The following is a 26390-nucleotide window of genomic DNA, read 5'->3' on the forward strand; positions in this document are numbered from 1 at the left end:
ATACATTTTTTTTACATACGATCAAGCATCTTAATGCCCAATAAATTCATACCAGATTTTAAAACATTTCCTGTGACATGAATAATATTCATGCAAATATTACTGTGAATTATGTTTATAGGATCTATTAATTTTTTATTTTGATAAAGGTGATTAAAAGTTTTAGATACTTCGTACATATAATTAGCTATTAAAGAAGGATTTAAATGTTTTGCTGATTTCTTTAAAATCAATGGATATTTTTGAAGAATTTTGATCATATTTTTTTCATGTGTATCAAATTTTATATTTGACCAATAATAATTAAGTAATGAACATAAATTAAAAAAATTTTGTTCCAAAGAACGAATTCTAGAATAAGTATATTGAATATATGTTCCTGTTTTTCCTTTAAAATCTATAGATTTTTCAGGATGAAAAATTATTTTTTTTCTTGGATCTATTTTAAGAAAATAATATTTCAAAGCTCCTAATCCTATTATTTCAGAAGATTGTTTTCTTTCTTTTTTTTTTTTTAATTTTTTCTTTGCAAGAGATGACATTTTTAAGATAATGCTATCAGCGTCTATAACATTTCCCTCTCTAGATTTCATCCTTCCACTTGGTAAATATACCATTTCATAAGATAAATGGGATAATTTATTTACCCATATATATCCTAACCGTTTTAATACATTAAAAAGAACTTGAAAATGATAATCTTGTTCTTTTCCTACAATGTATATGATTTGATCAACATTATATTTTTTAAAACGTTTTACGGCTGTTCCAATATCCTGAGTAATGTATACAGAAGTTTGATCCGATCGTAATAAAAGTTTTTGATCAAAACCTTCTTTGATTAAATCAATCCAAATGGATCCATCTTTTTTTTGAAAAAAAATACCTTTTTTAAGACCTTTTTTTACAATTTTTTTTCCAATTTCATAAATATCACTCTCATACTCTATTTTATCGAAACTAATTCCCAATTTTTTATAAGTTTCTTCAAATCCATTATAAACCCATTGATTCATTTTTTTCCAAGTATTTCGAATAACAGGATCTCCTAATTCCCATTTTTTCAATAATACTCTAGCTTGATTCAGAATTGAATCTCTAATAGATCTATCATTTTTTTCAGATAATTCTTGAGTTTCTTTTCTATAAATCTTATCAAATAAACTATAATATTTTCCTACAAAATGATCTCCTTTGATTTTAACCCTATCAGGAGTTTCTCCTTTTCCAAACCTTTTCCAAGCTATCATAGATTTACATATATGTATTCCTCTATCATTAATCATTTGAATTCTTATTATTTCATGACCAATCATTTTTAATATTTCAGCTATAGATGCTCCAATGAGACTATTTCTAATATGTCCTAAATGGAGGGGTTTATTGGTGTTAGGAGAGGAATATTCGATCATGATTTTTTTAGAAGGATATTTCAAATCATAAAAACTCGTATTTAACATTTTTTTCAGAAGATGAATATAATAATCATCTTTAAAAATAAAGTTTAAAAAACCTTTAATAATAGAAAACTGAATTAGTCCTTTTAATTGATATTGCACATAATCTCCTATGTCTTTTCCTATTTTTTCTACAGGTTTTTTGAATTTTTTAGATAAAGGAAATAAAATTAAAGTCATATCCCCTGGATATTCCTTTTTAGTATATTGAAAATCCAATTCAGGACAAGATTCTAGTTTATATAAAACAGATATGGATTTTCTTACTATTTCTTCTATAGATTGAAAATGATCATTCATAGATAACATACATAGAATAATTTTTTAAAAATATCTTTTTAATGGAACTCTCCATCCAAAAGGATCTTCGGATCGATTGTGTTGTATATCTAATAATCTTTTTTTGAAATAAAGAGATATTCTTTTTTTTTCTGCAAGATTCGGTAAATCAAAATCGTTTCCTTTATAGCTAATTGTTTTAAAATAATTTATAACGGCTGCCGTACCACAACCAAAAGCTTCTTTCAATTTTCCGGTTTGTAATCCTTCTATAATTTCCGAAACGCTTACATTTCGTCTTTCTACAAAAAAACCTTCTTTTTCAGCTAAAGAAAGGATACTTTTGCAGGTAATTCCACTTAATATATTATCATTAAATTTTGGAGTGATAAGTTTATTTTTTAAATAGAAAAATACATTCATAGTCCCAGATTCTTCTATCATGGTATGAGTAGAAGAATCTGTCCACAATATTTGATCAAATCCTTTTTCATTAGCTAATCGAGTAGGATAAAAAGAAGAGGCATAATTTCCAGCAGCTTTAGTAAATCCAACTCCTCCTGGTGCAGAACGGCTATATTTTTCTTCTATTTTAATTTTTAATGGATATTTATAATAGGTATCTGTAGGAGTAGATATAATCATAAACATATAATCTTTAGAAGGGTTTGCTGACAAAACTCCATTAGTTGCAATTAGAAAAGGACGAATATACAAAGATTGTCCATAATTTTTCGGAATCCAATCTCTATCTATATTTATTAATTGTTTTAATCCATTCATAAAAATATTTTCTGGTATAGACGGCATTTCCAAACGTACCGCAGATCTATTTATTCTCTTGAAGTTTTCTTCTGGACGAAATAAAAAAACTTCTTCGTTTTGGTCTTTGTAAGCTTTCATCCCTTCAAAAACAGCTTGACCATAATGAAAAACAAGAGATGTAGGAGAAAACATTATATTTCCAAAAGGTTTAATGATAGAATTTTTCCATTTTCCATTCTTGAATTCAGAACAAAACATATGATCCGAATATTGATTTCCAAAGTCAATATTGTTAAAATCCATTTTTTTAATTCTAGAATGTAAGGTTTTTTCTATTTTCATAAAATGAAAAAATATTAGTACATTGAAACAAATGTAATAATAAATATTTTTTTTATTTTGAAAAAATTTAATAAAATCCTTTATTTTCTAACTATCATTCATAATTCTTAATACTTTTTCTACAATATTTTCAACTGAAGGTTTTGAAAAATAATCTCCATCAGATCCATAAGGAGGACGATGTTCTTGAGCTGTAATCGTAACAGGTGGACTATCTAAATAATAATATCCATTTTGTTCTTCTAATATTTTTTGTAGAATATAAGCAGAAGCTCCTCCTGGAACATCTTCATCTATAATCAATAATCTATTGGTTTTTTGTAAACTTTTAACAATATCTTTTTGTAAATCAAAAGGTAGTAAAGATTGAATATCAATGATTTCAGAATCTATATTAATCTTAGATAATTCTTCTGCTGCCTCACTGACAATTCTCCATGTAGATCCGTAAGTAATCATAGTGATATCTTCTCCTGTTCTTGTTTTTTCTACTATTCCAATAGGAGTTCTGAATAACCCTAAATTTTTAGGTAATTTTTCTTTAATTCTGTATCCATTAAGACATTCTACAACCAAAGCAGGATCATCTCCAGATAATAAAGTATTATAAAATCCAGCAGCTTTTACCATATTTCTTGGAACAAGCACTAAAATTCCTCTTAAATAATTAATAATTCCTCCCATTGGAGAACCAGAATGCCATATTCCTTCTAAACGATGTCCTCTCGTTCTAATAATAACAGGAGCTTTTTGTCCTCCTTTTGTTCTATATTGTAAAGAAGCTAGATCATCACTCATGATTTGTAAAGCATAAAGAATATAATCAATGTATTGAATTTCAACTATAGGACGAAGACCTCGCATTGCAAGACCGATTCCTTGACCAAGAATCGTGGATTCACGTATTCCTGTATCAAAAACACGAATTTTCCCATATTTTTTTTGTAATCCTTCTAATCCTTGATTTACATCCCCTATCTTTCCTACATCTTCTCCAAAAATTAAAAGATCAGGATGTAACTCCAATAGTTTATCAAAATTTTCTCTTAGGACAATTCTACCATCTACTTTATTAGAGTCATTATTATTATATACAGGAAAAACTTCTGTTATTTTTGCAGAAGCTTTTTCAGAAATACTATACAAATGTGAAGAATAATTTTCTTGTTCTTCATGATATTTTTTTCTCACCCATTCTATCAAACAATTTTTTGGATCAGATTTCCCTTCTGATAAAAGATACAATACTTTTCTTGCAATGCGAAATACTGATTTTTTTGTAGGAGAATTTTTAGTCGTATTATGTTGTAATTCTTTTATATATTTTTTGACATATTTTTTGATCCATTTTTCTTCTGAATGATTATTTTGAATTTGATCTAAAATGCTTAGAACTTCATTTTTAATTTTATAAATAGGTCTTTGAAATGCTTTCCAAGCTTTTTCTTTTTCATTTTTAACATATTCTTTAGCTTCTATATCTATTTGATCTAAAAAATCAACATTAGCTATTTTACAATAATTTTTTTGATTAATTTCAAACCTAAAATTCAAAATCCAATCTCTAAATTTTTTGATTCCGTCATTATTCATTTCCCATTCTAAACGTTCTTTTGATTTGTATCTTTCATGTGAAGAAGAAGTAGAATGTCCTTGAGGTTGGGTTAAATTTGTAACATGTATGATTACGGGAACATGTTCCTTACGAGCAATTTGATCTGCTTTAAGATATGTTTTTGTGAGATCTATGTAATTATATCCATGGACACGAATAATTTCTATTCCTTTTTCTTTTTTACTTCTATGAAACCCATATAAAAGATCGCTAATATTTTGTTTTGAAAATTGGTATTTATTTGGGACAGATATTCCATATTCATCATCCCAAATGGAAAGTATAATCGGAATCTGTAATACTGAAGCGGCATTCAATGTTTCCCAAAATAATCCTTCAGAAATACTAGCATTTCCTATTGTTCCGAATGCCACTTCATTTCCATTATGAGAAAACATTTTATGTGTTTCCTTTAAATTTTTTAATTTTTTATAAATTTTAGAAGCCTGAGCTAATCCTAATAATCTAGGCATTTGAGCAGCAGTAGAAGATATGTCTGCACTAGAATTTTTTTGTTTAATAAGATTTTTCCAATTTCCATCTTTATTCAAAAAACGTGTTCCAAAATGAGACGTCATCATTCTACCAGACGAAACAGGCTCTTCTTCTAGATCTGAATGAGCGTATAATTGCGAAAAAAAACTTTTTACCGTTAAAACTCCAATAGCCATCATAAACGTTTGATCCCGATAATATCCAGATCTATAATCTCCATTCTTAAAAACTTTTGCCATGGCTAGTTGAGGAATTTCTTTTCCATCTCCAAATATTCCAAATTTAGCTCTTCCATTTAAAACTTCTTTACGACCTAAAATGCTAGTTTCACGACTAATTCTTGCTAATTTATAATCATTTATAACTATTTTTTTAAATGAATCAAAATCAAAATAAGGTTCCTCATCATCAATAAATTTTTTATTGTTGTAATTCATAAACTATCATTTTTTTTTATGAAAATACAGGAATTTTCATTTCTGAATTTCTTTATTTAATTTTAATAAATATATTTCAATGAAAAATAGAAACTATGATTGATCATATGTTCGGAAAAATCACTCTTTCTATTATAAAGCCAGACGCGGTACAAAAAGGATATGTTTTTCCTATTTTATATAAAATAGTACACGCAGGATTTCACATTATAGCGCTAAAAATAACGGAACTTTCCAAAAAATCAGCTACAAAATTTTATGCAGAACATAAAAAAAAATTATTTTTCGAATCTTTAGTAAAATTTATGTCTTCTGGTCCAATTGTATCTGTAATATTAGAAAAAGAAAATGCCGTAAAAGATTTTAGAATTTTAATAGGAGAGACGAATCCAGTGCACGCAAAAACAGGTACTATACGAAATTTATATGCAACTTCTTTAGAAAAAAACGCGATACATGGATCTGATAGTAATCAAAATGCTATAAAAGAGTGTTTGTTTTATTTTTCTAATAGAGAAATTTTTTTTTAAATATGAAAATATGAAAAAAAGTTTTTTGATGGGTTTTTCTATCATTTTTATTTTGATGTTTGTAATAATATTGTGGATAGCTAACACATATAATCATCTAATCAAACTGAACGAAAATATTAAAACACAATGGGGTCAAGTAGAAAATGTTTATCAACGTAGAGCTGATTTAATTCCAAATTTGGTAAATACAGTAAAAGGATCTGCCAATTTTGAAAAAGATACATTAAATCAAATCATAGAAGCTAGAGCAAAAGCTACTTCACTTTCTATAAATACAAATGATTTAAATCAAAACCAAATCAATAAATATCAAAAAGTACAAGATCACCTCAATCATTCTGTCAGTCGATTACTATTAATTGTAGAAAATTATCCTAATCTTAGGTCTACGCAAAATTTTTATGAATTACAAAATCAATTAGAAGGAACAGAAAATAGGATTAATGTAGAAAGAAATCGTTTCAATGAAAAAGTAAATAATTTCAATATTTATAGAAACCAATTTCCAAAAATTATAATTGCAAATTTGTTTTCTCAATTTCAAGAAAAAGGATATTTTCAATCTCAAATAGGATCCAAAAAGTCTCCAATTATAGATTTCTCAAAATAAGAATGTCATTCATGTTAGATTACAATATGGAATTGAAAGAGAATCAATTCAAAAAATTACGAATATGAGAAAAGTTATTCGATCTATTTTAATTATTTTAATTTTTTTTTGTTCAAATTTATTAAAAGGACAATTTTATATCCCTGAAGCTCCAAAAAAAATATATCCTGTACAGGATTATGCAGGAGTTTTATCCAAAAAACAAATAGAAAAGTTAAACCAAAAACTGATTTCGTATTCTAAAATTACATCAACAGAGATTTTAGTTCCCATTATTCAGGATCTTCAGGGAGAAGATCCGAATTTATTAGCTTCTAAATGGGGAGAAAAATGGAAAATTGGAAGAATTCATAAAAATAATGGTATAGTTATATTATTATCCATTCATGATAAAAAAATATCTATTCAAAACGGGTATGGGATAGAACCTTATATTACCGATTTTTTAACTATGAAAATTATAAAAAAAATAAAACCTATATTAAAAAATCATCTTTATTATAAAGCTATAGATTCTGGGACTCAAGAAATATTTCAAATTTTAAAAAATAAATATAAAAAAAAACAGAGTAATAAAATTTTTTCCATATGGAATTTATTCACTCATATTAGTAGTATTTTTTTGATTTTTTTATTATTTTATCTTTTTTTTATGAAAAAAACAACATACGCTTCGTTGTTTGATACATTATTTATCACCAATTTTTTATTTAGAAATAAAAAATATGATCATGATCATGATGAAAATTTTGATGGATTTGGAGGTGGAGGAAATTTTGGAGGAGGAGGAGGAAGTGGAAATTGGTAATTAATTATTTTTTTTTAAATGATCTAAATATTCCTTGAGTCTAGTAATTTTATTTAATGTATCATTCTCTTTTTTTCTTTCTTTCAAAAGTATATTTCTTGAAACAGAAGTCACATATTTATTGTTATATAAGTTTTTTCTAATCATAGACAATAAATTATAAAAATATTGAATCTTATTTTCAATTTTAACAATTTCCATATGAAAAAATTCCTTTTGGTCTAAGGATAAAAAAAATTGATCTGTTTCTAAAAAAAAAGAAAAAAACGGTATATTTTCTGGTTTTTTTGAAACAGGAATGATTTTATCTAACTTAGCAAGTTTTAATATAATGGAATCATATTTCTTTTCTATTTTTTCTTTTTTTCTGATAGAAAATAAAACAAGACTTTTTTGATGAGAAATATGATTCTGATTTCGAATATAGCGTATTTTAGATATAATTTTGGTCGCTTTTTCGAAATAGACTAAAACCTCATAGTCATAAAATTTTTTTTTAGGCCAAGAAGAAATAATTAAAGCATCCTTAGGCTCTCTTTTTCTAAGAAGATTCCAAATCTCTTCTGAAATGAAAGGCATATATGGATGTAATAATTTCAATATATTTTCAAACAACTTCACAGTATTGAAGTATACCATTTCTGGTACACATTTACTTCCATAAATAGGTTTAATAATTTCTAAAAAATATGAGCAAAAATCATTCCAAATAAATTTATATAAAATCATTAATGATTCATCCAATCTATATTCTCTAAAATATTTTTCAAAAATATCCAAAACATAATAAAAACGATTTCTTAACCACTTAATAGCAAGTAAAGAAGAATCAGGAATAGATTTATTTTTGGTGACTTCCCAACTTTGAATCAAACGAAAAGCATTCCATATTTTATGAGAAAAATTCCTTCCTTGGAAACATATTTTTTCTTCAAAATGAAAATCTTTTCCTGCACTATTTTTAAGCATAAGCCCCATACGAACAGCATCCGCTCCATATTTATTAATTAAATCTATAGGATTTGGAGAATTACTTAATGATTTTGATATTTTTTTATTTTTATAATCTCTAATAATTCCAGTAAAATAAACCCTTTTGAAGGGTTTATGATTTTGGAATAAAAAACCAGACATAATCATACGTGCAACCCAAAAAAATAAGATATCTGAACCTGTCACAATCTCCTCAGTAGGATAATAATAAAAAATTTCATGATTCTCAGGATGAGAAATTCCATTAAACACAGATATAGGTAATAACCAAGAAGAAAACCAGGTATCTAAAACATCCGGATCCTGCCATATTTCATTATAATTTAAAAATGGATTTTTACTTTTACATTTTGCTTTTTCTAATGCTTGTTCTAAATTTTCTGCAACTACAAAATCATTAAGTTCCTTACCATAATAATAGACAGGAATACGATGTCCCCACCATAATTGTCTAGATATATTCCAATCACGAATTTGATTCATCCATTTAAAATAAATTTTATGAAATTTTTTGGGATAAAATTGAATATCTCCATTTTTTACCGCTTCTATAGCAGGAATCGACATGTTTTTCATCCTTACAAACCATTGAAGAGATAGTCGTTGTTCAACGACTGATAAAGTTCGTTCCGAAAAACCTATTTTATGATTGAACTTTTCTATATTTTTTACCATTTTTAATTTATGGAGTTCTTCTATTATTTTTTCTCTTACTTGAAACCGATCCATTCCTTTATAATGAATTCCTTTTTCATTGAGAGTGGCATTTTTATTGAAAATATTGATTATATCTAATTTATGTTTATCTGCTATATTTTTATCATGTATATCATGAGCCGGAGTAATCTTTAAACATCCAGTTCCGAATTTTGGATCTACATATGAATCTTGTATAATTGGAATATCTCTATTGAGAATTGGAATTTTAGCATATTTTCCTTTCAAATGATAATAACGACTATCGTCTGGATGAAAACAAATTGCTGTATCACCAAATATCGTTTCAGGACGAGTTGTAGCTACAGTTACATAATTTTCTTCTCCTTTGATTTTATATTTCAAATAATATAGTTTTCCAATATGTTCCTTATAAAGAACTTCCTCATCAGAAAGAGTAGTTTGAGCTTCCGGATCCCAATTAACAACATGATGTCCTCTATAGATGTATCCCTTATCATACAAATCAATAAAAACTTTCGTTACAGATTGAGATAATTTAGGACTCATCGTAAATTGAGTACGATTCCAATCACATGAACATCCCAATTTTTTAAGTTGATCAAAAATAATATTTTTATGCTTTTTTGCCCATTTTGTTACATGATACAAAAATTTTTTTCTTCCTAAAAAAATCTTAGATAATCCTTTCTGTTTTAACTGATGAACTACTTTAGCTTCTGTAGCAATAGATGCATGATCTGTTCCCGGAATCCAACAAGTATTATATCCTTTCATTCTTGCATATCTAATCAAAACATCCTGTATAGTATTATTAAGCATATGTCCTATATGAAGAACACCAGTCACATTTGGAGGAGGCATCACTATAGCATAAGGTATTCTATCATCTGGATATGAAGAAAAGTAATTTCCTTTCATCCAATAATGATATCTTTTTTTTTCCGCATGTTTGGGATCATATTTAATTGGAATTTTCATAAATTTAAAAATATAAAAAAAATTGAAATAATCATGAAAATTATTTTGATTGCTGCTGTTTCAAAAAATGGATTTATAGGAAAAAATAACCAGTTAATGTGGCATTTACCTAATGATTTAAAACGTTTTAAAAATTTAACTATAGGAAAAACAGTTTTAATGGGAAGAAAAACTTTCGAATCTATTGGAAAAATCCTTCCAGAAAGAAGAAATATTATCCTTACAAAAAATAAAGAAAACTTTTTATACTTAAAAAAAAATCAGAAAAATATTAGAATTATTTCTTCTATCAAAGAAATAGAAAAAATATACAAAAAAATATTTGTCATAGGAGGAGAAAAAACATATGCATACACAATTGAAAAAGCAAATATTATAGAATTAACACTAGTTCATAAAAAATTTCATGGAGATGCTAAATTCCCAAAAATAGATCCAAAAAAGTGGAAAAAAATATATGAATTTTTTTGTGAAAAAGATAATAATCATTTATTCGACTACAGTTTTGTTAGATTTGAAAGAAAAAAATAATCTATTCTCTTCTATCCAATTCCTTCTTTATTTGTGCCGCCAGCTCATAACATTCATTAACAACCGCATGATTTAATAAAGCATTCAAATCCTTTTCTGTCATTTTTTCTAAATCTTGTTGACTTTTACCTTTAAAAAAAATAAGATTATTCTTTTCTATTCCTGTCTCAGAAGTTTCATTTTCTTTATTAAGAGGAAATCCATTTTCAAAATAAATTCCAGCCTTATCAAAAATTTCTTTTGTTGTATAAATGGGAGCCTGAAAACGGACAGCCAAAGCAACAGCATCCGATGTTTTAGAATCTATTTTTTGTTCTATTTTCTCTTTTTTTTTTCCTTCTTTTATATCATCGCTTCCTTCTTCTAACAAAAGATAAGAAAAAAATATTCCATTTACCAATTTATATATAACGACCGCTTTTAATCTAATATGAAATTTTTTTGCAAAAGAAAGAAATAAATCATGTGTAAAGGATCTGGATGGATCTTTTTTTCCTAAAGCAGAAGCAATAGACTGGGCTTGCAAACTCTCTATAATAATCGGAAGTTTTATTCTTCCAGATTCTTCTTCAAGCAATAAAACATATATACCAGATTGTATTTGACTTAAGGATATTCCCCGTATAGTTAATCTAATGAGTTGATCCATAGGAATATATTTATTATAATCAATCTAACCACTATCTCCAAATATACTAAATTCGGGAGGATATTTTTTTGATTTATTGTTCTACCAATAATATAATAAAATTCTTAGTTATATGTAATAATTTTTTTTATATATTTAATAATAATATTAAAAATTTTTATTATGAATACTTCTTTTAGATTTTTGATTTTAACAATTTTCATATCGTTAGGATTTATTACTTCTTGTAATGATGATGAGATAACTCCTGCAGAGGAAGAAAAATCTAGCGTGAATGACACCATCAACGTTACTTCAACCCCGACGGAACCTCCTCCTTATGATGATGATGAAATTGATAAGATAAATCCCGAAGAATTATCTAGACAAATCAAAGAAATAGGAGAAAAAATAGAAAAATTAGAAAAAGAAAGTACGAGACAATTTGATGAATATACTCAAATGGCAGAGTTCCAAAAGAAAATTTTGGGAGAGATTAGAAGAAAAAAAATGATTATGAGATCTAAACCTGTAGGTTCAGAAGAGCAAAAAAAAGCTCAAAAAGATTTTGAAGATGAAAAGAAATATGGAAAAGAAAAATTACAAATACTCAAAGAAAAAAATATCCTTTTGCATAAATTAACAAGATCAATAACAGAAGCAAAAAAGGAACAAATGGAGTTACAAAAAAAACAAGATTACTTCTTGAAAAGACAAAAAGAAAAACAAGAAAAACAAGAGAAAGAAAACAAAAAGACAAAAAAAAATTAAATTAACTGATTCAATACTTTTATTCTAACGGAAAAGAAAGGAGTCTTTCTTTTCCGTTGTTTTTTTTTATATTTTATGAAAAACTGATACATCCTATTCTTATGAAAGAAAAGAGTTTTCGTGAAGTTATAACAGAAGCTATGAGTGAAGAAATGAGAAAAGATGAGACTGTTTATCTTATGGGCGAAGAAGTTGCTCAATATGATGGAGCTTACAAAGCTTCTAAAGGGATGCTAAAGGAATTTGGTCCAAAAAGAGTTATTGATACTCCTATATCAGAATTAGGATTTTCTGGAATCGGAGTCGGGTCTGCCATGAATGGATGTAGACCTATTATTGAGTTCATGACTTTTAATTTTTCTTTAGTTGCCATGGATCAAATTATTAATAATGCAGCAAAAATATGTTATATGAGTGGAGGACAATGGAATATCCCTATTGTTTTCAGAGGGCCCACTGGTTCTGCTGGACAATTAGGAGCTACACATTCTCAATCTTTCGAAAGTTGGTACGCAAGTTGTCCTGGATTAAAAGTCGTTATTCCATGTAATCCTTACGATGCAAAAGGTCTCTTAAAATCTGCGATTAGAGATAACAATCCCGTAATTTTTATGGAATCTGAACAAATGTATGGAGATACAATGATGATTCCAGATGAAGAATATATTCTACCTATTGGAAAAGCAGATATAAAAAAAGAAGGAACTGACATTAGTTTAGTCTCTTTTGGAAAAATCATGAAAACAGCTTTAAATGTGGCTTTTAAACTAGATAAAGAAAATATTAGTGTAGAGGTCATAGATATTCGGACTATACGTCCATTAGATTATGAATCTATCCTATTTTCTGTAAAAAAAACTAATCGTTTAGTAATTTTAGAAGAATCATGGCCTTTTTCATCTATCGCTTCTGAAGTTTCTTTTTTTATACAAAAAAAAGCATTTGATTATCTTGATGCTCCTATTAATAGAATCACTTTATTAGATACACCTGCTCCTTATGCTTCTAATTTAGTAAAAACTTGGTTTCCTGATGAAAATAAAATAATCAATGCTATAAAAAAAACTCTTTATTTAAAAATTTAAAAAAATATCAATAAATAGCTTGAACAATTTTGTAAATATTTTCTGGTCTATCCATGGTATAATAATGAATTACTTCTGCTCCAGAATTTTTTAATTCTTTCGATTGATGAATCGCCCATTCAATTCCAATATGAGATACATTTTTTTTATTTTTTGCTTTTTCTACTTCTTTTACTAATTCATTTGGAATATTTAAATAAAAACGAGATGGAAGACTGTTTAATTGCTTTTGAGAAGAAATAGGTTTTATTCCAGGTATGATAGGAACAGAAATTCCTTCTGATCTACATTTTTCTACAAAGGAAAAAAATTTTTTATTATCAAAAAACATTTGAGTGACAATATAATTCGCTCCTGCTTCTACTTTTTTTTTCAAAAAAAATAAATCACTTTCCATATTTGGAGCTTCTAAATGCTTTTCTGGATATCCTGCGACTCCAATACAAAAATCAAATAATGGAAATTCTTTTTTTTCCACAAAAGTTGTATCAAGATATTTTCCTAGGTTTAAATTTTTAACTTGTTTTACGAGTTCTACGGCATATTTATGTCCATTTTCTGGCGCAATAAAACTTTTTTCAGATTTTAGAGGATCTCCTCTCAAAACTAAAACGTTATCTATTCCCAAAAAATTGAGATCTATCAAAGCATTTTCCGTCATTTGTTTACTAAACCCTCCACAAATGAGATGAGGAACTGCATCAACTCCATATTTATTCATAATAGCAGCACAAATACCTACGGTTCCTGGACGTCTTGAAATTTTTTTTCTCTGTAAGAGTCCATTTTCTTTTTTTACATAAAAAAATTCTTCACGATGGTAAGTCACATCAATAAAAGGAGGACAAAATTCCATTAATGGATCTAAAGTAGAAAAAATATCTTGAATATCACGTCCTCTCAAAGGAGGAAGTATTTCAAAAGAAAATAAACTTTTTTTTGCTTTAGCTATATGCTCTATCACTTTCATAACATAAAAAATTTTTACTTAATATGATCAAATTCTGTATAAGGAACCAAAACTTTGGGAATAGTAATTTTATTTTCAGTTTGATTATTTTCTAGTAAAGCAGCCATAATTCTTGGTAAAGCTAAAGCACTACCATTTAGAGTATGACAAAATTCTATGTTTCCTGTAATAGTTTTATATCTAAGATGTAATCTATGAGATTGAAAATTAGTACAATTTGATATAGAACTGACTTCTAACCATTTTTTTTGTGCTATAGAATAAACTTCAAAATCATAAGTTATAGAAGAAGAAAATCCAAGATCTGGAGCACTTAAACGAACAAGACGAAAGGGTAAGTTTAAAGATTTTAAAATATTTTTTACATGTAAAATCATTTCTTTCAAGAAATAAGAAGAAGAATCTGGTGTAGTAATTTGAATAATTTCCACTTTTTCAAATTGATGCAATCTATTCAATCCTCTAACTTTTGATCCATAAGAACCTGCTTCTCTTCTAAAACAAGAAGTATAAGTTGTGGCTTTAATAGGAAGATCTAAATCTGTAAGGATTCTATCTCTATAACAATTCATTATAGGAATTTCTCCAGTTGGAATCAAATAGAAGTTATTTTTTTCTATGAAATACATTTGATTTTCTTTATCCGGAATTTGTCCTGTAGCATATCCAGATTTTTCATTAATAAGATAAGGTAAACTATATTCTTTGTATGAAGCTTGTATATTTTGATCTAAAAAATATTGAATTAAACTTCTTTGTAATTTTGCTCCTTTTCCCATATAAACGGTAAAACCAGAACCACATATTTTTGTACCTAAATTTGAATCAAATAAACAAAATTTTTTGGATAATTCCCAATGAGGTAAAGGATTTATGATGGGACAATGAATTTCTCCTTCCTGAAAAAGAATCTCATTTTTTTCATAATTTTTATTTATTTTTTCATCAGGAATATTAGGTATCTGATTTAATTTTTTTTCTAAAATTTTAGAAATTTTTTCTAATTGAATATTGATACTTTTTCTTTCTTTTTTGAGAAGAAGAGATTTTTCTCTCAAAGATTTGATTTGAGAATCATCATTATATGAATTGAAAATTTTACCTATTTTTTTGGATATCAAATTTTCTTTTTCCAATATTTTATTGAGAATGTTCTGAGCTGTTTTTTTTTTTTCGTCTAAAATTAATATTTCATTTATAAGATGTAATTTTTTAAAATTCCGTTTTTTTAATCCCAATAAAACTTTTTCTTGATTTTTTCGTATAAAAGAAATTTGAAGCATATTATATGAAAAACTAAAATCGTATAATTTACTACTGACTATGCACACAAGATACAAATAATATTTTCTATATTTGCATGATGCAAATCATAAACTTTTTTTGAAAAAAAAATTTGATCAATATTTTTTAAAAGACCATAATATAGCCAAAAAAATTGTAAATTCTCTTTCTTTTGAAAGTTACAATACAGTTGTAGAAATTGGTCCAGGTTTGGGGATTCTGACTCAATATTTATTGACTCATAATCCATATCATCATATTTTTTTAATAGAAATTGATGAAGAATTAATTTCTTTTTTAAAAAAAAATTTTCCAATTTCTAAAAATCAAATTATTCACAGAGATTTTTTAAAATGGAACCCTGAGGAAATCAATTTACAAAATTTTGCAATTATTGGTAATTTTCCTTATAATATTTCTTCTCAAATCTTATTTCATATATTGAGATATAATCAATACATTCCAGAATGTATTGGAATGTTTCAAAAAGAAGTAGCAAAACGGATCACATCGCATCAGGGTAAAAGAACTTATGGAATTTTATCCGTTTTAGTTCAAACATTTTATGATGTAAAATACCTTTTTACTGTAAGAGAAAAGGTATTTTTTCCTATTCCCAATGTACAATCTGCAGTAATTTCTTTAAAAAGAAAAAATGAAAACACCAACTTCAATAAAAGTATGTTGTTTCAATGCGTTAAAATTGCTTTTAATCAAAGAAGAAAAAAATTAAAAAATTCTTTACAGTTATTTAAACATATTCCAAATTTTCAAAAAATCCCATTTTTAAACAAAAGAGCAGAAGAATTATCTGTAAAAGAGTTTCTTCAATTAACAAAAGAAATAGAAATTAGGAAATGATTACTCAATTATTAGATGGAAATTTATTGGCTAAAGAAATAAAGAATGAAATATGCAAGATTATAGAGAAAAAAATATTAAACAAAAACAAACGTGTTCCTCATCTTGGTATTATTTTAACAGGAAATAATAGTTCTAGCATAACATATGTTAATAACAAAATTAAAGAGTGCAAAAATATTGGAATCAAATCTTCTTTGATTCATTTACCTATAAATACTTCAGAAAAAGAATTATTAGAAAAAATAAAAGGAATGAATCAAAATCCATATATTGATGGTTTTATTGTGCAATTACCTCTAGAAAAACACTTGGATCAAGATAAAATAATTTTATCTATCAACCCTAAAAAAGATGTGGATGGATTTCATCCTGAAAATTTTGGAAAAATGGCTTTAGATATAAAAGCTTTTTTTCCTGCTACTGCATTAGGAATATTAACTCTTTTGGAAAAATATAAAATTCAGATATCTGGAAAATATACTGTGATAATTGGAAGAAGTAGAATAGTAGGAAGACCAATTAGCATACTCATGAGTAGAAAAAATAATCCTGGAAATAGTACGGTAACACTTACTCATAGTAAAACTCCAAATATAGAATTTTATACTAAACAAGCTGATATTATTATAGTCGCAGTAGGAATTCCAGGATTTCTTAAAGGAAAAATGATTAAAAAAGGATCCATAGTTATAGATGTAGGAATCCATAATCATGAAAAAAAAATACTAGGAGATGTTGATTTCTATAGTGTTTATGGAAAGGCTTCTTATCTGACCCCTGTTCCAGGAGGCATAGGCCCTATGACTCGTGTTATGTTACTCAAAAATACTTTAATAGCAGCATTAAATAACAGATAAATAAATGAATGAAAAAATCAGTTATCCTATAAAAGAATCATTTTATTCTATTCAAGGAGAAGGTCATTATTATGGAATAGCTGCATATTTCATTCGTTTCGGGGGATGTAATATAAAATGTGATTGGTGTGATACAAAAGAAAGTTGGAATATAAAACAAAAAGATTTCCTTCCAATTCATAAAATTATTGCTAATGTTGTTAACAACAATCATCAAATCAAAACTGTTGTAATTACTGGAGGGGAACCTACAATGTGGAATTTATCTCCTTTAATTAAAAAACTTAAAAAGAAAGGATATCGGATTCATATTGAAACTTCGGGATCTTATCCTATAAAAGAAAAATATGTGGATTGGATTACAATTTCTCCTAAAAAAATAAAACTTCCTATACGAGAAAATTATAAAAAAATTAATGAATTAAAAATTGTGATTTCGGATGAAAATGACTTTTCCTTTGCGGAAGAACAAGCTGCTTATATTGAAACTACTAATTGTTTTTTGTTTCTGCAACCAGAATGGAATAACACTTTCAATATTCTTCCAAAAATAATTTCTTACATTAAAAAAAATCCTAAATGGAGAATTTCTCTTCAAATTCATAAAATGTTAAATATCCCTTAAGATTTTGAATGTCTATTCTCCAGAATATTAATAACGTCTTGTATTTTGAATCCTTTTTCTTTCAAAAGAATAAGATAATGAAAAAGTAAATCTGCAGATTCATTTAAAAATAAATTTTTATTATTATCTTTAGATTCAATGATTAGTTCCACTGCTTCTTCTCCTAATTTTTGTGAGATTCTATTGACTCCTTTTTTTAATAATTGATATATATAAGAATTTTCTTGTTTTTTTTTAATTTTATCCGATATTATATTTTCCAAATGAAATAGAAAATTTTTATTGTTTATTTCTTTCCAACACGTATCCGATCCTTTATGACAAGTAGGCCCTGCTGGTTCTGCTTTAATTAATAATGTATCTTCGTCACAATCTACTAATATATCTTTGATAAAAAGATAATTTTTACTAATTTCTCCTTTAGTCCATAATCTTTTTTTAGATCTGCTATAAAAAGTAACTTTTTTTTCATCAATGCTCTTTTTATAAGCTTCTTGATTCATATAACCCAGCATTAATACCTTATCTGTTTTTGAATCTTGAACAATCACGGGAATCAACCCTTTTTTAAAATTTATCATGTTTTTTTTATCCGTTTGTATTTTTTACTGTAATTCTTACAGGTATGTGAAGTTGATTTAAATAATATTTTAATTTTGGAATCTCTATTTCTTTATAATGGAATATACTTGCGGCTAAAGCGGCGTCAGCTTTTCCTTTTTCAAAAATTTTATAAAAATCTTCTAATTTTCCAGCTCCACCTGAAGCAATAACCGGTGTAGAAATATTTTGGGATATTTTTCTAGTGATATCTAATGCAAATCCATTTTTTGTTCCATCATGATTCATTGAAGTTAATAATATCTCTCCTGCTCCTCTATTAGTTCCTTCCTTAGCCCAATCTAGGGTTTTAGTTTGAGTTGAAATTCTTCCTCCATTTAAATATACCCACCATTCATTCAATTCATATTTAGTATCAATAGCTAAAACAATACATTGACTTCCAAATCGTTTAGAAAAATTTTCTAAAAGATTCGGATTTTTAAAAGCAGCCGTGTTGATCGATATTTTATCTGCTCCTGCATTTAACAATAGGTCAACATCTCTTTCCTCCCTAATTCCTCCACCAACCGTAAAAGGGATATTAATATGACGGGAAATTTCTTTAACTAAGCTAATTAATGTTTTACGTTTTTCATTTGTCGCTGTAATATCCAAAAATACTAATTCATCTGCTCCTTGTTTTGTATACCAACAAACTAATTGTATTGGATCTCCAGCATCTTTTAAATGTTTAAAATTTATTCCTTTTACTGTTCTTCCATTTTTAATATCTAAACAAGGTATGATACGTTTAGCTAACATATTTTAATTGTTATTATTCCTTTTTTTTTTCCAATTTTTAAGATTGGATAATGATATTTTATTTTCATATATAGCTTTTCCAATAATGACTCCACTACAACCTAAATTAAATAATTTGTATACATCATCCATATTCCTAATTCCTCCACTTGCTATGAATTCAATATTTGGAAACTTTTCAAGAATTTTTTCATACAAAAGAAAAGAAGGGCCTGATAAAACTCCATCTTTAGATATATCTGTACAAAAAATTTTTTTAACTCCATGATTACTTTTTTCTTGTAAAAAATCAAAAAATGGATAATCACTAAATTTAGTCCATCCATGGGATGCTATTTTATTGTTTTTAACGTCTACTCCTAATAAGATCTTATCACCCCCATAAGTATCAATCCATTTTTTGAAAAGAAAAGGCTTTTGAACAGCAATACTTCCCACAGTAACCATATGACCCCCGTTTTCAAACACAGTATGAATATCTTCTTCAGAATGAATACCTCCTCCAAAATCTATAATTAAACGTGTATTTCTCGCTATTTTTTCTAAAATTTTCCAATGAACTACTTTTCTTTTTTTTGCTCCATCTAGATCTACTAAATGAAGTCTAGATATTCCATGATTTTCCAATAAAAGAGCGACTTCTAATGGGTCTTTATTATAAATTTTTTTTCTTTTAAAATCACCTTGTATTAATCGGACACATTTACCGTCAATTAAATCTATAGCTACTATAATATCCATTGTCATAAAATTTTATTATAATCGAATGAAATTTTCTAATATTTTATGTCCTACATAAGAAGATTTTTCGGGATGAAATTGTACAGCATAAAAATTATTTTTTTGTAGTGCAGCACTGTAAGGAACTATATATTCCGTTTTTGCTGTTGTGTATTTTCCTAAAGGAACATAATAACTATGAACAAAATATTGATAACTCCCATTTGGTATATTTTCAAATAAAGGTCCTTTCAGTTTTTGTATTGTGTTCCAACCTATTTGAGGAATTTTTTCATTTCTATCGATAGATTGAAATTTTTTGACAAACAAATCAAAGATTCCTATGCATGGAGTACTGCTTTCTTCTGAAAACTTACAAAGTAATTGCATGCCTAAACATATCCCTAACACAGGTTGTTTTAATTCAGATAAAAGTAAATCCAATTTTTTTTCTTTTAAATATTTCATAGCACAATTTGCTTCTCCAACACCAGGCAAAATAATTTTTTCTGCATTTTGAATCGATTCTTTAGAATCTGTTACCTTAGCTTGTATTCCTATTCTCTCTAGAGAAAAAAGAACCGATTGTACATTTCCTGCAGGATATTTTATGATAATCGTTTTCATAATATTTTAAAATTTTTACAATATTCCTTTCGTACTAGGTATTTCAGTAGAAAAGTTTTTTTGTATTGCCATTTTCATAGCTCTTCCAAAACATTTAAAAATAGATTCTATTTTATGATGATCATTTTTTCCTATAGCATGAATATGTAAATTACATTTGGCCGATAAAGAAAAGGATTGAAAAAAATGAAAAAACATTTCAGTGGAAATGTTTCCTATTTTTTCTCTGAAAAAATTGACCTTCCAGATCAACTGACTTCTCCCTCCAAGATCTAATGCAATGGTAGATAAACTTTCGTCCATAGGAAGAGAATAAAATCCATAACGTTCTATTCCTATTTTATTTTCCAAAGCTTGATAAAAACTTTCTCCTAAAGTAATTCCGATGTCCTCTATAGTATGATGATCATCTACATGAAGGTCTCCTTTTGTTTGAATATTCAAATCTATAGAACTATGAAATGCTATTTGTTGTAGAAGATGATCAAAAAAACCCAGTCCTGTTTGAATATGAGATTTTCCCTTTCCATAAATAGAAATAGTAATTTTAACATTTGTTTCTAATGTTGTTCGTTGATGAATAAATTTTTTAGTTGTGATAGATGATAAATATTCATAAATTTCTTTCCAACTGTCCGTTTTTAACAATATTGTTTTTTTAAGATCTCTTTCTTCTATACTAGAATAGTAATCTTTTTCTTCTTTTGTTAAATTCTGATAATGATGATTATTTTTAATCCATATAGACTGACATCCTAAATTTTTAGCTAACAAAACATCTGTTAATCTATCTCCAATTACAAAAGATTTGGGAATATTGTAACAATCAGATTTTAAATAATTTGTAAGCATTCCGATACCAGGTTTTCTGTTTGGTGATTTTTCTTCTGGAAAAGTTCTATCTATATGAACAGAAGTAAAATGAATACCTTCAGTTTTTAAAATATTTAATATATGATTATGTATAGGCCAAAAAATTTTATCAGGAAATTGATCTGTTCCTAAACCATCTTGATTAGTTATCATAACTAAATCGTAATTCAATTCTTGCACGATTTTTGACAAAAAAAATATTACTTTGGGATAAAAACGAATTTTATCAATAGAATCAATTTGATAAGTAGGAGGATTTTCTTGTATTAGAGTTCCATCTCTATCAATAAACAATATTTTTTTCATCATATTTCTCTTTTTTGAATCGAATATTTTCGAATCTGATCTATTAAATACTCATTTTCTTCATGAGTTCCTACTGTAATTCTTAAACAATTTTTACATAAAATGATTTTTGAACGATCTCTAACAAAAATTTTTTTTCTCATGAGATATTGATAAAGATTTTTTGAAGAAAAATTTATTTTTGCTAATAAAAAATTAGCAGAACTAGGATATACTTTTTGTATGATAGGAATTTTTATTAAGGATTTTTGCATATATTCTCTTTCTGAAAGAATGTTTTTTAAATGAAAAAAAAATAAATCTTTATTTTCTAATGCTTTTAGAGCTATTTCTTGAGAAAGAAAACTGATATTGTATGGATATTTTACTTTATTCATCCACCGAATGATGGATTCAGAAGCAATAGCTATTCCTATTCGTAATCCTGCTAAACCCCAAGATTTAGAAAGCGTTTGTAAAATGATTAAATTTGGATATTTATCAATTTCCATTGATAAAGATTTTTGATTTGAAAAATCTATGTATGCTTCATCTAAAACAACAATTCCTGTAAATTTTTTTGTTATTTCTTCTATATCTTCTCTTTTTATATCATTTCCAGTAGGATTATTGGGAGAACAAATAAAAATAATTTTGCTATTTGGATTCAAAACTTTTTCTATTTTATCTAAATTTAATTGATAATATTCTTCTGTAAGAAAAATTTTTATAACATCCACTTCATGAATCTTTCCAGTGACTTCATACATGCCGTAAGTAGGAGGAAATATAATGGCATGATCTACTTTTGGACGAGAAAAAATACGATACACCAAATCAATAATTTCGTCACTTCCGTTTCCCAAAAATATCTGAGATGGAGAAACATTTTTAAAATCTGATATTTTTTCTTTCAATTCTTTTTGTAAAGGATCCGGATATCTGTTATAAGAATTTAAAAAAGATAAAGGAGAACCAAAAGAATTTTCATTAGCATCCAAAAAAATAGAATTTTTTTCTTTATGGTGTTCTGTTCTAGCAGACACATAAGGATCCAGACTTAAAATATTTTCTCTGATTAGAGAATTCAAATTAAATTTATTCATGCATTGACATTTAAAACTCATTTTTTAATCGAATATTAATAGATTTTTTATGTGCTAGTAATCCTTCTTCAGAAGATAAAATATTGATACATTCTGATAAATTTTTCAATCCTTTCTTAGATATTTTTTGAAAAGTGATTTTTTTTATAAAACTATCTATAGATACTCCACTATAAAATTTAGCATAACCATAGGTAGGAAGCACATGATTGGTTCCAGAAGCATAATCTCCTGCACTAACTGGAGAATAATTTCCTAAAAAAACAGATCCAGCGTTAGTAACTTTTTCCCCCCAATAAGAAGCATTTTTACAATTTATGATTAAATGTTCTGGAGCAATTTGATTGATTAGAGTCAAGCATTCATCTAAAGAAGTAAGAACAATTATTTTGCTTTTTTTCAAAGATTTTTCAACAATATCTTGTTTTTTATCAATATCTAAAAATTGTTTTTTTAATTCTTTTTTCACTTTTTCGATCCAAAATTGATTGTTTGGAGTGACTAATAGAATATAACTATCTGGATCATGTTCTGATTGAGACAATAAATCAGACGCAACAAATTCTGGATTTGCTGTTTCATCAGCCATAATTGCTATTTCTGAAGGTCCAGCAGGTATATCTATAGAGACAATCCCTCTTTGGGATACAATTTGTTTAGCTATTGTCACATAAGAATTTCCTGGACCAAATATTTTATATACAGAAGAAATGCTTTCTGTACCATAGGCCATAGCTGCAATAGCTTGAGCTCCTCCTACCTTGTATATACGTGTAATTCCTACATATCTAGCTGTATAGAGAATAGATGGATGAATTTCCCCATTTTTATTTGGGGGGGTACATAATATAATGTTTTTACATCCTGATAAATTTCCAGGAATTCCTAACATTAACACAGTGGAAAACAAAGGAGAAGAGCCTCCTGGGATATAAAAACCGACTTTTTCTATGGGAATAATTTTTCTCCAACAAAAAACTCCTTTTGAAATCTCTATGGGAGTCTCTTCATGTATTTGTTTTTCATGAAAATATTTTATATTTTGATAGGCAATTTCAATAGATTTTTTGAAACAATTTGAGATTTGCATATCCGCTTTATTGAATTCTTCTTCTGTTACTTGAATATGTTTTATATCTGTATGATCATATTTTCTTGTATAAGTTTTTAAAGCGACATCTCCGTAATTTTTAACATTATCAATGATAGGAGTAACTAAATTCTTTAAATGGGAAATATTTTGTAAAGTTCTATTTGAAATAGAATTCCATATTTCGCATGTGGGATGAATATATACTTGAATCATATCCATATTTCTATTTTATTATTTTTTTATTATAGTATAATTTTTTCTATAGGGAGTACTAATATATCTTGAGCTCCAAGTGCTTTTAAGTTTTCTATTATTCCCCAAAAATCATTTTCATTTACGACAGAATGCACAGAACTACATTCTGAATTTGCTAAAGGTAGAATAACGGGACTTTTAATTCCTGGAAGATAAGATATTATTTTTTCTAATTTTTCATTAGAAACGTTTAATAGAATATATTTATTATTTTTAGCTTTTTTTACAGCTCTAATTCGGAATAAAAATTTTTCCATTATGATGTTTTGTGTAGAATCTAAATGGAGATGTGAAGCTAATACCGCTTCAGATTGAAGAACCGTTTCTACTTCTTTTAATCCGTTCATAAAAAGTGTAGATCCGCTACTTACTAAATCACAAATACAATCTGCTAAACCTATTCCAGGAGCAATTTCTACTGCTCCAGAGATTTCGTGAATCTCTGCATTTATATATCTTTTTTTAAAAAATTCCCTAACCAAAAAAGGATAACTTGTAGCAATTCGTTTTCCATCCAAATCTTGGATTTTATTGTAAGATAAAGATTTAGGAACAGCTATAGAAAGTCTGCATTTTCCAAATCCCAAAGTTTCTTTTATTTTGATCCTTTTTCTTTTTTCTAAAAGAAGATTTTTTCCCACAATTCCTATATCAGCTACTCCATCTTCTAAATATTGAGGGATATCATCATCTCTAAGAAAAAGGATTTCTAGTGGAAAATTAAGAGCCGTTGTTTTTAACTTATCTATCCCAATATTAATTTCAATACTGCAATCTTTCAGTAATTTGATAGAATCTTCATAAAGACGGCCTGATTTTTGAATTGCTATTTTAAGTTTATTCATAATCCAATACAGGAAAAAATAATAAAAGCTTACAAGAGTAAGCTTTTGATTTTAGTAGATTCATGCATTTTTTTTAATGCATCACAACAAATATAAAAACTATTTTGAATATTTTATAATTAATATAATTAACCTTTGGAATTACTTAGTCTATTTTTTTTCAATACAAATTAAAAAAAAATGAAAATTATCAGTTATAATATAAATGGAATTCGATCTGGAATTAATAAAGGATTATTGAATTGGATTGAAACGAATCAACCAGATGTTTTATGTTTACAGGAAATAAAAGCTTCTCCAGAACAAATTGATACAAATATTTTTAAAAAATTAGGTTATAATCATTATTGGGCTCCTTCAAAAAAAAGGAAAGGATATAGTGGAGTAGGAATTTTATGTAAAAAAAAACCTATTCATGTAGAATACGGAATAGGATTGAATTCTATAGATGAAGAAGGAAGAGTATTGCGTATAGATCTAAAAAATATATCAATAATTAGTCTTTATCTTCCTTCAGGAAATGATATGATGAAAAGATTGAATTTTAAATTTTTTTTTATGAAAAATTTTTTTTTACATATAAAAAAAATAAAAAATAAATTGAATAATCTTATTATTTGTGGAGATTATAATATTTGTCATCATGAAATTGATATTTATGATCCTATTCGGAATCAAAAAATTTCCGGTTTTTTACCGAAAGAAAGAAAGTGGATGACTCATTTTATGAATTTAGGATTTATAGATAGTTTTAGAAGTTTTGTTCAACAAGCGCATCATTACAGTTGGTGGAGTTATCGTTATGACGCTAGAAGAAATAATAAAGGGTGGAGAATTGATTATGCTATGGTTAGTAATTCCTTAAAAAAAGAAATGAAAAATGCTTATCTCCTGCCGGAGGTTAAATTTTCAGACCATTGTCCTGTTGTGCTAGATATTTTTTAATAATAAAAGAATGAATGACCTGACTGGGATTCGAACCCAGGACCCTTACATTAAAAGTGTAATGCTCTACCAGCTGAGCTATCAGGTCTTTAATATTTTCTTAAATAGTGATTAATTAAAAGCAAATATACTATAATTTTTATGTTTTTATGAAAATCACTTTAATTGGATATATGGGAAGTGGAAAAACTACTATAGGAAAAATGTTATCTCAAAAGTTAAATTTGAATTTTTATGATTTGGATGCTCTTCTTGTTGAAGAAAATAAAAATGATTCTATTCTTAATCTTTTTAAGAAGAAAGGAGAACTTTTTTTTAGAAATAGAGAACATTCTCTATTAAAAACAATTTTGAAACAAAAAAATAAATACGTTTTATCGGTTGGAGGAGGAACTCCTTGTTTTTATAACAATATCTATTTGTTAAACAAATATTCAAATACATTTTATTTGAAAACGGATAGTTATACTTTATTTAAAAGATTATTCCTAGAAAAGGATACAAGACCTTTAATTTCTCATTTATCTAAAAATGAATTATTTATATTTATTATCAAACATTTATCGAAAAGATCATATTTTTATGAAAAATCTTTGGAAAAGATAAATGTATACGGAAAATCTAAATACGATATAGTTCAAGAAATTGTTAAATCTGTTAGTTGAAAT

Annotated in this window: 26 protein-coding genes and 1 tRNA gene; 11 read left to right on the plus strand and 16 right to left on the minus strand. The window is 26.8% G+C overall.

What is annotated here, in order from left to right; genetic code table 11:
• Positions 1 to 11: 11 nt before the first annotated feature.
• The 3 genes from argS to BPAA_RS00930 all read right to left on the minus strand — a co-directional run bounded on the left by argS (position 12) and on the right by BPAA_RS00930 (position 5390).
• Entirely contained in the window at positions 12 to 1757 is a 1746-nt protein-coding gene (gene argS / locus BPAA_RS00920; protein ID WP_041178698.1) for an arginine--tRNA ligase, read from the minus strand.
• 24 nt (positions 1758 to 1781) lie between these two features.
• Positions 1782 to 2843, minus strand: coding sequence for a branched-chain amino acid aminotransferase (locus tag BPAA_RS00925; protein ID WP_015429804.1), 1062 nt, complete (start codon positions 2841 to 2843; stop codon positions 1782 to 1784).
• Between the two features lie 87 nt (positions 2844 to 2930).
• Positions 2931 to 5390, minus strand: a complete 2460-nt coding sequence (locus tag BPAA_RS00930; protein ID WP_015429805.1) for an alpha-ketoacid dehydrogenase subunit alpha/beta — start codon at positions 5388 to 5390, stop codon at positions 2931 to 2933.
• Positions 5391 to 5485: 95 nt separating this feature from the next.
• Between BPAA_RS00930 and ndk the strand changes: the two genes are divergently transcribed.
• The 3 genes from ndk to BPAA_RS00945 all read left to right on the plus strand — a co-directional run bounded on the left by ndk (position 5486) and on the right by BPAA_RS00945 (position 7341).
• Positions 5486 to 5920, plus strand: a complete 435-nt coding sequence (gene ndk, locus BPAA_RS00935; protein ID WP_015429806.1) for a nucleoside-diphosphate kinase — start codon at positions 5486 to 5488, stop codon at positions 5918 to 5920.
• A gap of 10 nt (positions 5921 to 5930) precedes the next feature.
• The gene (locus tag BPAA_RS00940; RefSeq protein WP_015429807.1) at positions 5931 to 6533 is read left to right on the plus strand and encodes a LemA family protein; all 603 of its coding nucleotides are present in this window, start codon (positions 5931 to 5933) and stop codon (positions 6531 to 6533) included.
• Positions 6534 to 6597: 64 nt separating this feature from the next.
• Positions 6598 to 7341, plus strand: a complete 744-nt coding sequence (locus BPAA_RS00945) for a TPM domain-containing protein (RefSeq protein WP_015429808.1) — start codon at positions 6598 to 6600, stop codon at positions 7339 to 7341.
• Here BPAA_RS00945 and BPAA_RS00950 read toward each other — a convergent pair whose 3' ends face one another.
• Entirely contained in the window at positions 7342 to 9993 is a 2652-nt protein-coding gene (locus BPAA_RS00950; protein ID WP_015429809.1) for a valine--tRNA ligase, read from the minus strand.
• Positions 9994 to 10026: 33 nt separating this feature from the next.
• Between BPAA_RS00950 and BPAA_RS00955 the strand changes: the two genes are divergently transcribed.
• Positions 10027 to 10524, plus strand: coding sequence for a dihydrofolate reductase (locus BPAA_RS00955; protein WP_015429810.1), 498 nt, complete (start codon positions 10027 to 10029; stop codon positions 10522 to 10524).
• A 1-nt stretch (position 10525) separates the two neighbouring features.
• Here BPAA_RS00955 and BPAA_RS00960 read toward each other — a convergent pair whose 3' ends face one another.
• Positions 10526 to 11173: a bifunctional nuclease family protein gene (locus BPAA_RS00960; RefSeq protein WP_015429811.1), complete on the minus strand. Its 648-nt coding sequence runs from the start codon at positions 11171 to 11173 to the stop codon at positions 10526 to 10528.
• Positions 11174 to 11335: 162 nt separating this feature from the next.
• Between BPAA_RS00960 and BPAA_RS00965 the strand changes: the two genes are divergently transcribed.
• Positions 11336 to 11923, plus strand: coding sequence for a hypothetical protein (locus BPAA_RS00965; protein WP_015429812.1), 588 nt, complete (start codon positions 11336 to 11338; stop codon positions 11921 to 11923).
• Positions 11924 to 12024: 101 nt separating this feature from the next.
• Positions 12025 to 13008 carry a pyruvate dehydrogenase complex E1 component subunit beta gene (locus tag BPAA_RS00970; RefSeq protein ID WP_015429813.1) on the plus strand — a complete coding sequence of 328 codons (984 nt, stop codon included), beginning with the start codon at positions 12025 to 12027 and terminating at the stop codon, positions 13006 to 13008.
• Positions 13009 to 13015: 7 nt separating this feature from the next.
• Here the strand turns inward: BPAA_RS00970 and metF are convergent, their stop codons facing one another.
• A complete protein-coding gene (metF, locus tag BPAA_RS00975; protein ID WP_015429814.1) occupies positions 13016 to 13978 on the minus strand; it encodes a methylenetetrahydrofolate reductase [NAD(P)H] in 963 nt (320 codons plus the stop codon).
• A gap of 14 nt (positions 13979 to 13992) precedes the next feature.
• Positions 13993 to 15261 carry a serine--tRNA ligase gene (serS, locus tag BPAA_RS00980; protein WP_015429815.1) on the minus strand — a complete coding sequence of 423 codons (1269 nt, stop codon included), beginning with the start codon at positions 15259 to 15261 and terminating at the stop codon, positions 13993 to 13995.
• 73 nt (positions 15262 to 15334) lie between these two features.
• On the opposite strand from serS, the gene rsmA reads away from it, so the two are divergent.
• Genes rsmA through BPAA_RS00995 form a run of 3 tightly spaced genes read left to right on the plus strand, consistent with a single transcriptional unit; the run spans position 15335 to position 17608 of the window.
• A complete protein-coding gene (gene rsmA / locus BPAA_RS00985; RefSeq protein WP_015429816.1) occupies positions 15335 to 16123 on the plus strand; it encodes a 16S rRNA (adenine(1518)-N(6)/adenine(1519)-N(6))-dimethyltransferase RsmA in 789 nt (262 codons plus the stop codon).
• Positions 16123 to 16983: a bifunctional 5,10-methylenetetrahydrofolate dehydrogenase/5,10-methenyltetrahydrofolate cyclohydrolase gene (locus BPAA_RS00990; RefSeq protein WP_041178700.1), complete on the plus strand. Its 861-nt coding sequence runs from the start codon at positions 16123 to 16125 to the stop codon at positions 16981 to 16983. Before rsmA ends, BPAA_RS00990 begins: the two co-directional genes overlap by 1 nt.
• A 4-nt stretch (positions 16984 to 16987) precedes the next feature.
• Positions 16988 to 17608, plus strand: a complete 621-nt coding sequence (locus BPAA_RS00995) for a 7-carboxy-7-deazaguanine synthase QueE (RefSeq protein ID WP_015429818.1) — start codon at positions 16988 to 16990, stop codon at positions 17606 to 17608.
• On the opposite strand, the gene hisIE is transcribed toward BPAA_RS00995, so the two are convergent.
• The 8 genes from hisIE to hisG are packed head-to-tail and all read right to left on the minus strand — an operon-like array spanning position 17605 to position 24777.
• Entirely contained in the window at positions 17605 to 18189 is a 585-nt protein-coding gene (hisIE, locus tag BPAA_RS01000) for a bifunctional phosphoribosyl-AMP cyclohydrolase/phosphoribosyl-ATP diphosphatase HisIE (protein WP_015429819.1), read from the minus strand. The genes BPAA_RS00995 and hisIE overlap by 4 nt on opposite strands.
• A gap of 7 nt (positions 18190 to 18196) precedes the next feature.
• The gene (gene hisF / locus BPAA_RS01005; RefSeq protein ID WP_015429820.1) at positions 18197 to 18973 is read right to left on the minus strand and encodes an imidazole glycerol phosphate synthase subunit HisF; all 777 of its coding nucleotides are present in this window, start codon (positions 18971 to 18973) and stop codon (positions 18197 to 18199) included.
• A gap of 3 nt (positions 18974 to 18976) precedes the next feature.
• Positions 18977 to 19714, minus strand: a complete 738-nt coding sequence (gene hisA / locus BPAA_RS01010; RefSeq protein WP_041178662.1) for a 1-(5-phosphoribosyl)-5-[(5-phosphoribosylamino)methylideneamino]imidazole-4-carboxamide isomerase — start codon at positions 19712 to 19714, stop codon at positions 18977 to 18979.
• A 15-nt stretch (positions 19715 to 19729) separates the two neighbouring features.
• The gene (hisH, locus tag BPAA_RS01015) at positions 19730 to 20320 is read right to left on the minus strand and encodes an imidazole glycerol phosphate synthase subunit HisH (protein WP_015429822.1); all 591 of its coding nucleotides are present in this window, start codon (positions 20318 to 20320) and stop codon (positions 19730 to 19732) included.
• A 15-nt stretch (positions 20321 to 20335) separates the two neighbouring features.
• Complete coding sequence (gene hisB / locus BPAA_RS01020; RefSeq protein WP_023469921.1) at positions 20336 to 21499, minus strand: bifunctional histidinol-phosphatase/imidazoleglycerol-phosphate dehydratase HisB; 1164 nt, start codon at positions 21497 to 21499, stop codon at positions 20336 to 20338.
• Positions 21499 to 22605 carry a histidinol-phosphate transaminase gene (gene hisC, locus BPAA_RS01025; protein ID WP_023469922.1) on the minus strand — a complete coding sequence of 369 codons (1107 nt, stop codon included), beginning with the start codon at positions 22603 to 22605 and terminating at the stop codon, positions 21499 to 21501. Before hisC ends, hisB begins: the two co-directional genes overlap by 1 nt.
• Positions 22595 to 23896: a histidinol dehydrogenase gene (gene hisD / locus BPAA_RS01030; protein WP_015429825.1), complete on the minus strand. Its 1302-nt coding sequence runs from the start codon at positions 23894 to 23896 to the stop codon at positions 22595 to 22597. The genes hisC and hisD overlap by 11 nt, the downstream gene beginning before the upstream one ends.
• Positions 23897 to 23919: 23 nt before the next feature.
• The gene (gene hisG / locus BPAA_RS01035) at positions 23920 to 24777 is read right to left on the minus strand and encodes an ATP phosphoribosyltransferase (RefSeq protein WP_015429826.1); all 858 of its coding nucleotides are present in this window, start codon (positions 24775 to 24777) and stop codon (positions 23920 to 23922) included.
• Between the two features lie 180 nt (positions 24778 to 24957).
• Here hisG and BPAA_RS01040 point away from each other — a divergent pair, with 180 nt between their 5' ends.
• Positions 24958 to 25722 carry an exodeoxyribonuclease III gene (locus BPAA_RS01040; RefSeq protein WP_015429827.1) on the plus strand — a complete coding sequence of 255 codons (765 nt, stop codon included), beginning with the start codon at positions 24958 to 24960 and terminating at the stop codon, positions 25720 to 25722.
• Between the two features lie 15 nt (positions 25723 to 25737).
• Here BPAA_RS01040 and BPAA_RS01045 read toward each other — a convergent pair.
• A tRNA-Lys gene (locus BPAA_RS01045) sits at positions 25738 to 25810 on the minus strand.
• Between the two features lie 61 nt (positions 25811 to 25871).
• On the opposite strand from BPAA_RS01045, the gene BPAA_RS01050 reads away from it, so the two are divergent.
• Positions 25872 to 26387, plus strand: a complete 516-nt coding sequence (locus BPAA_RS01050; protein WP_015429828.1) for a shikimate kinase — start codon at positions 25872 to 25874, stop codon at positions 26385 to 26387.
• Positions 26388 to 26390: the final 3 nt, after the last annotated feature.

This window comes from Blattabacterium cuenoti BPAA, from assembly GCF_000348805.1.
GTDB classification, from domain to species: domain Bacteria; phylum Bacteroidota; class Bacteroidia; order Flavobacteriales; family Blattabacteriaceae; genus Blattabacterium; species Blattabacterium cuenoti_B.

Bases quoted from the DNA above. Each gene is read 5' to 3' on its own strand.
- BPAA_RS01040 (WP_015429827.1), top strand. From the start codon at position 24,958: ATGAAAATTATCAGTTATAATATAAATGGAATTCGATCTGGAATTAAT.
- argS (WP_041178698.1), bottom strand. From the start codon at position 1,757: ATGAATGATCATTTTCAATCTATAGAAGAAATAGTAAGAAAATCCATA.
- hisG (WP_015429826.1), bottom strand. From the start codon at position 24,777: ATGAATAAACTTAAAATAGCAATTCAAAAATCAGGCCGTCTTTATGAA.
- BPAA_RS00940 (WP_015429807.1), top strand. From the start codon at position 5,931: ATGAAAAAAAGTTTTTTGATGGGTTTTTCTATCATTTTTATTTTGATG.
- hisB (WP_023469921.1), bottom strand. From the start codon at position 21,499: ATGAAAAAAATATTGTTTATTGATAGAGATGGAACTCTAATACAAGAA.
- BPAA_RS00970 (WP_015429813.1), top strand. From the start codon at position 12,025: ATGAAAGAAAAGAGTTTTCGTGAAGTTATAACAGAAGCTATGAGTGAA.
- BPAA_RS00930 (WP_015429805.1), bottom strand. From the start codon at position 5,390: ATGAATTACAACAATAAAAAATTTATTGATGATGAGGAACCTTATTTT.
- BPAA_RS00960 (WP_015429811.1), bottom strand. From the start codon at position 11,173: ATGGATCAACTCATTAGATTAACTATACGGGGAATATCCTTAAGTCAA.
- hisH (WP_015429822.1), bottom strand. From the start codon at position 20,320: ATGAAAACGATTATCATAAAATATCCTGCAGGAAATGTACAATCGGTT.
- hisA (WP_041178662.1), bottom strand. From the start codon at position 19,714: ATGGATATTATAGTAGCTATAGATTTAATTGACGGTAAATGTGTCCGA.
- BPAA_RS00925 (WP_015429804.1), bottom strand. From the start codon at position 2,843: ATGAAAATAGAAAAAACCTTACATTCTAGAATTAAAAAAATGGATTTT.
- hisF (WP_015429820.1), bottom strand. From the start codon at position 18,973: ATGTTAGCTAAACGTATCATACCTTGTTTAGATATTAAAAATGGAAGA.
- hisD (WP_015429825.1), bottom strand. From the start codon at position 23,896: ATGGATATGATTCAAGTATATATTCATCCCACATGCGAAATATGGAAT.
- metF (WP_015429814.1), bottom strand. From the start codon at position 13,978: ATGAAAGTGATAGAGCATATAGCTAAAGCAAAAAAAAGTTTATTTTCT.
- BPAA_RS00950 (WP_015429809.1), bottom strand. From the start codon at position 9,993: ATGAAAATTCCAATTAAATATGATCCCAAACATGCGGAAAAAAAAAGA.
- BPAA_RS00955 (WP_015429810.1), top strand. From the start codon at position 10,027: ATGAAAATTATTTTGATTGCTGCTGTTTCAAAAAATGGATTTATAGGA.
- BPAA_RS00945 (WP_015429808.1), top strand. From the start codon at position 6,598: ATGAGAAAAGTTATTCGATCTATTTTAATTATTTTAATTTTTTTTTGT.
- hisC (WP_023469922.1), bottom strand. From the start codon at position 22,605: ATGAGTTTTAAATGTCAATGCATGAATAAATTTAATTTGAATTCTCTA.
- BPAA_RS00995 (WP_015429818.1), top strand. From the start codon at position 16,988: ATGAATGAAAAAATCAGTTATCCTATAAAAGAATCATTTTATTCTATT.
- ndk (WP_015429806.1), top strand. From the start codon at position 5,486: ATGATTGATCATATGTTCGGAAAAATCACTCTTTCTATTATAAAGCCA.
- BPAA_RS01050 (WP_015429828.1), top strand. From the start codon at position 25,872: ATGAAAATCACTTTAATTGGATATATGGGAAGTGGAAAAACTACTATA.
- hisIE (WP_015429819.1), bottom strand. From the start codon at position 18,189: ATGATAAATTTTAAAAAAGGGTTGATTCCCGTGATTGTTCAAGATTCA.
- serS (WP_015429815.1), bottom strand. From the start codon at position 15,261: ATGCTTCAAATTTCTTTTATACGAAAAAATCAAGAAAAAGTTTTATTG.
- BPAA_RS00965 (WP_015429812.1), top strand. From the start codon at position 11,336: ATGAATACTTCTTTTAGATTTTTGATTTTAACAATTTTCATATCGTTA.